This window comes from Arthrospira sp. PCC 8006 (genome assembly GCF_046480465.1).
GTDB classification, from domain to species: domain Bacteria; phylum Cyanobacteriota; class Cyanobacteriia; order Cyanobacteriales; family Microcoleaceae; genus Limnospira; species Limnospira platensis.
The window spans coordinates 1-4,375 of record NZ_PKGG01000318.1; the positions used below are offsets into that span (position 1 = coordinate 1).

The window sequence follows — 4,375 nt, forward strand, 5'->3', positions numbered from 1 at the left end:
CAATGGTGATAATGGGTAGTTTTGGCTGGTGGGCGGGTAATTTTTGGGCMGATCGYTTTTCGATTACGGAAACAGCCCAGGATGAATTTGGGGAAATGTCCGAACTTGAAAGGATAGAAATATTACGCGATCGCCGTCGCCATTTGGGTGTTAATTATCAATTTTTTATGGCTTTAGTTAATGAAGAGTTTTATTTTCGCTACCCCCAACAACAAGGGCGACTATTAACTAATGATCCCGTTGATTTCGTTTGGCGAAAGCGTTGGGATCAAATCGCCCATGAAGTCTTAAATGAGTTAGAAACCCTCAGTGATGAATCTCGACAAGACTTAGGAAGCTATACCCAAGCCGATCTAAATAGTTGGATTAGTACAGCCAACCGCCTTAATCTTAGCACGGCTGAACTGTTTAATTTAGCCGATACTCAATTCTATCAACTATTTCCAGAAAGACGTGATCAAGGCTCCATAGAAGCTGAACCTTTAATTCAAATATGGCGGGGAATTGTTCGCGATCGCCTCTCTAATTGGGAATCAATTAATCGTCAAAGTTGACATAGGCGGCATCAATACATCATCTAAGGCTTGGCGATCGGGTAGAGAAGACTGCGCCCCTACCTGAGTCGTGGATAAAGCCCCCGTTGCCGCCCCCCAGAGAATCGCCTCCTTTAGCGATCGCCCCTCGTCCAAAGCCGCCGCCATTCCCCCATTAAAAGCATCTCCCGCCGCCACAGTATCCACCGCATTAACCGCAAAAGCCGGAACCCAAAAAGATTCAGATTTAGTCGCCCAAAATACCCCCTTAGAACCCAATTTAATCACAGCAGTTTTTACCCCAAAACTCAAGAGAGTATCCGCAGCTTTTTGGGCAGTTTCTACATTGTTCACCGGAAAGCCTACCAGTTGACTCGCCTCAGTTTCGTTAGGCGTAATAATATCCACCAAGGGATATAATTGTTGAGGAAAAACATCAGGGGCGGGTGCAGGATCAAGAATTACTCTCACTCCCGCATTGTGGGCAGCATGAATAGCCGCTTCCACTGCTTTTAGCGGGATTTCTAATTGCAATAATAAAGATGTTGCTTCCTCCCATAAAGGTTGTAGTCTCTGCACATCTTCAGGACCCACACAACCATTAGCACCAGGAATAATAATAATTTGATTTTCGCCGTGATTATCTACTGCAATAGTCGCTAAACCAGAATGGGTAGTATTATCGCGTAAAACCCCTTTACAACCTACACGATTACCTTTTAATTCTTCCAAAAGTTCCTCAGCAAAAGCATCCCCGCCAACCCTTCCTACTATATCAGTTTTTGCCCCTAACCGTGCTGCTGCTACCGCTTGATTTGCTCCCTTTCCACCCGCTACCGATAAAAAATTATATCCGGTCACAGTCTCCCCAGGTTGAGGGAGTCGAGGAGTTTGCACCACTAGATCCATATTGATGCTGCCGAAAACTAAAATACTCATGGTTTGCTGTTAATATTGGGGTGATTAAGGGGACTATTTTTGCTTTAAAATAATCAAGGTAATATCATTAAATATTCGCTAACGACCAATATGCTCAAAAACATCAGAAACAATGGCATTTTTTATGTCTTCAGATGTCTGTTCATGATGACATAGTGCCACTTCACACAAGCGGTCAATGCCATAATGTTGGCCATAGCTATTTTCCGCCTCAGTAATCCCATCTGTAAATAATATTAGCACATCTTGGGGATTTAGTCTAACCGTAATTTTATGGACAAATTGACTAATATCTGGTTCCAAACTCACAGGAAATCCTAAATCAATGGTATCTATAATTTATACTTGAGGATCATCACCCGATCGCCGTCAAATCGCTTGTTCATGCTGGCCACTAATTTCTAATCATCCCTGACAATAATCTAACAGCATGAGAGTTCAATTTTGATCACAATTCATCCGACCCACATTCTCATAACTCGTCAAGCTGGAGTGACTGACGAATTATCAGAGCAATTTCAGCTACAATATTAGATGTTTATGATTGCAGCCAGAGGGGGGGTGTGTTGACGATCATGGGTTAATCCTACCTTGAATAAACTACTTTATTATATCCCAACTAGGATACAGAATGCCTAATTTTCAATTGCAGAATGCGATCGCCGATATCTACTCGAATTGGCATCACCGACAAACGATTACCCCGCCGCACCAGTAACAATTCATCAGGATCAAACTTCTGTTTCAGGTCGCCTAGGGAAATCATCTGGGGAAATTTATCAACAAACTCTACTCGGATTGTATACCAACGGGGATGGTTAGCCGTAGCTTTAGGGTCATAATAAGGGCTATTTTCATCAAATTGAGTAGGATCAACTATATTAGATTCAATGACTCGCACCAATCCCACAATCCCCGGAATTTTAGTATTAGAATGATAAAAAAAGCACAAATCATTAACTTGCATTTTCCGCAAGAAATTCCTAGCCATATAGTTACGAACACCATCCCAAATACAAGTTTGCTCCGACTGCATTTGGTCAATACTATAGGTTTTTTCCTCGGATTTTATCAACCAATAACTCATTGATACTGACTCCTACTTGCCATGATGCTACAATTTTTTTCATCCTAGCCGTGTTTCTGGAGGCCTTCTCTAAAATTAAATTTTTCTTAATATATACTGATAGCTGACCAGCAAGTTTGATAAGTTGTATAATTTTAATAATGATTTAAGATTAACTCGGCCAACAATCTCGCGCAAATGATAGAATGGAAGGATTTAGGTAGAACGCAATGGCTGATAATCAACAGAGTTCCTGCTGTTCATGTAATGGAGACGATCGCCACTCTGATAATCGGGTCTCTGAACTGATACCTTTGGCAATCATAACCGCCATTTATATCCTAGCATTAATCTTCAACAATTGGCTAAAACTTGCGGCTTGGGGCTGGGGGGAATATCTAGTATTAATTCCTGTATATTTACTCACAGGCTGGGAAATATTAGTCAGCGCCGGAAAGAATATCTGGCGAGGTCAGATATTTGATGAAACCTTTTTAATGAGTTTAGCCACCCTGTGCGCCATTGCTATTAATGAAGTTCCCGAAGCCGTGGCTGTCATGCTATTTTATCGAATTGGGGAAGGTTTCCAAGAGTTTTCTGTGCAGCGTTCTCGGCGGTCAATTAAATCACTATTAGCAGTACGTCCAGACACCGCAAACCTCCTAATAAACGGAGAAATAAAAACCATCTCTCCCCAGTTAGTAAATGTCGGCAGTACTATTGTCGTCAAAGCCGGAGAAAAAATCCCCCTAGACGGAGAAATCATATCTGGAACCTCCCAAATTGACACTTCACCTCTCACCGGAGAATCCTTACCTCGTGCCGTTAAACTCGGAGAAATAGTCCTAGCTGGAACCATCAATCAAACCGGACTATTAACCATTAAAGTCACCAAACCATTTAACGAATCTTCCATTAGCAAAATTTTAGAGTTAGTAGAAAGCGCCCAAAATCGGAAAGCCAAAACCGAAAAATTTATCACCACCTTCGCCCGGTATTATACCCCAGTTGTGGTAAGTTTAGCCATCGCGATCGCCTTAATTCCCCCCCTCTTAAATTTAGGCAGTCATCAAGAATGGTTTTTTAGGGCATTAATTCTATTAGTCATTTCCTGTCCCTGCGGCTTAGTCATTAGCATTCCCCTCGGTTACTTTGGCGGAGTTGGAGGGGCAGCCAGACAGGGAATATTAGTCAAAGGCTCCACATTTTTAGACGATTTAGCCGCCGTTAAAACCGTAATATTTGACAAGACCGGAACCCTGACTGCTGGCGTGTTTGAGGTCACAGAAATAGTGCCTTATAATAACTTTACCGAGGCAGAACTAATCAAGATCGCCGCTCAAATAGAATCCCTATCTAACCATCCTCTCGCCCAAGCCATTCGTCAATACTATGGAGATTCACAGAGCCAAACCTTAATCGAAGATTATCAAGAAATCCCCGGCTGTGGAGTGAAAGGCAAACTCCAAAATCGGACAGTAATTGCCGGAGGCGATCGCCTGTTACACTTAGAAAAAATTGACCATCCCCTCTGTGATGTAGGTGCCACAGTAATTCATCTAGCCGTAGACTATCGCTATGCCGGATATATCCTAATTTCCGATAAAGTCCGACCCGATTCTGTGGCTGCTATTGAAGCCCTAAAAAAACAAGGAGTGCAGAAAATAGTCATGCTAACCGGAGATAATCAAACCGTAGCCGATCGCCTTGCCAAAACCTTAAATATTGATGAATATTATGCCGAATTAATGCCCGAAGATAAAGTCAAGCAACTGGAGAAATTACKAACTCCAGATAATCGTAAAGTTGCCTTTGTCGGGGATGGAATTAATGATGC

4 protein-coding genes and 1 pseudogene are annotated in these 4,375 nt (G+C 42.3%); 2 read left to right on the top strand and 3 right to left on the bottom strand.

The window, feature by feature from the left end; genetic code table 11:
• Positions 1-554: pseudogene (locus B9T16_RS26285) on the top strand (serine/threonine protein kinase); the annotation flags it as partial.
• Here B9T16_RS26285 and rbsK read toward each other — a convergent pair.
• The 3 genes from rbsK to B9T16_RS26300 all read right to left on the bottom strand — a co-directional run bounded on the left by rbsK (position 534) and on the right by B9T16_RS26300 (position 2,559).
• Entirely contained in the window at positions 534-1,472 is a 939-nt protein-coding gene (rbsK, locus tag B9T16_RS26290; RefSeq protein WP_410246138.1) for a ribokinase, read from the bottom strand. The pseudogene B9T16_RS26285 and the gene rbsK overlap by 21 nt on opposite strands.
• A gap of 78 nt (positions 1,473-1,550) precedes the next feature.
• Positions 1,551-1,811 (bottom strand): SpoIIE family protein phosphatase, encoded by a 261-nt coding sequence (locus tag B9T16_RS26295; RefSeq protein ID WP_350308522.1) that lies wholly within the window; start codon positions 1,809-1,811, stop codon positions 1,551-1,553.
• Between the two features lie 280 nt (positions 1,812-2,091).
• Entirely contained in the window at positions 2,092-2,559 is a 468-nt protein-coding gene (locus B9T16_RS26300) for an EVE domain-containing protein (protein ID WP_006616860.1), read from the bottom strand.
• Positions 2,560-2,768: 209 nt separating this feature from the next.
• Between B9T16_RS26300 and B9T16_RS26305 the strand changes: the two genes are divergently transcribed.
• A partial coding sequence (locus tag B9T16_RS26305; protein WP_410246139.1) for a heavy metal translocating P-type ATPase occupies positions 2,769-4,375 on the top strand: 1,607 nt, incomplete at its 3' end.

Excerpts from the sequence above, each read along its gene's own strand:
- rbsK (WP_410246138.1), bottom strand. The coding sequence starts at position 1,472 with ATGAGTATTTTAGTTTTCGGCAGCATCAATATGGATCTAGTGGTGCAA.
- B9T16_RS26300 (WP_006616860.1), bottom strand. The coding sequence starts at position 2,559 with ATGAGTTATTGGTTGATAAAATCCGAGGAAAAAACCTATAGTATTGAC.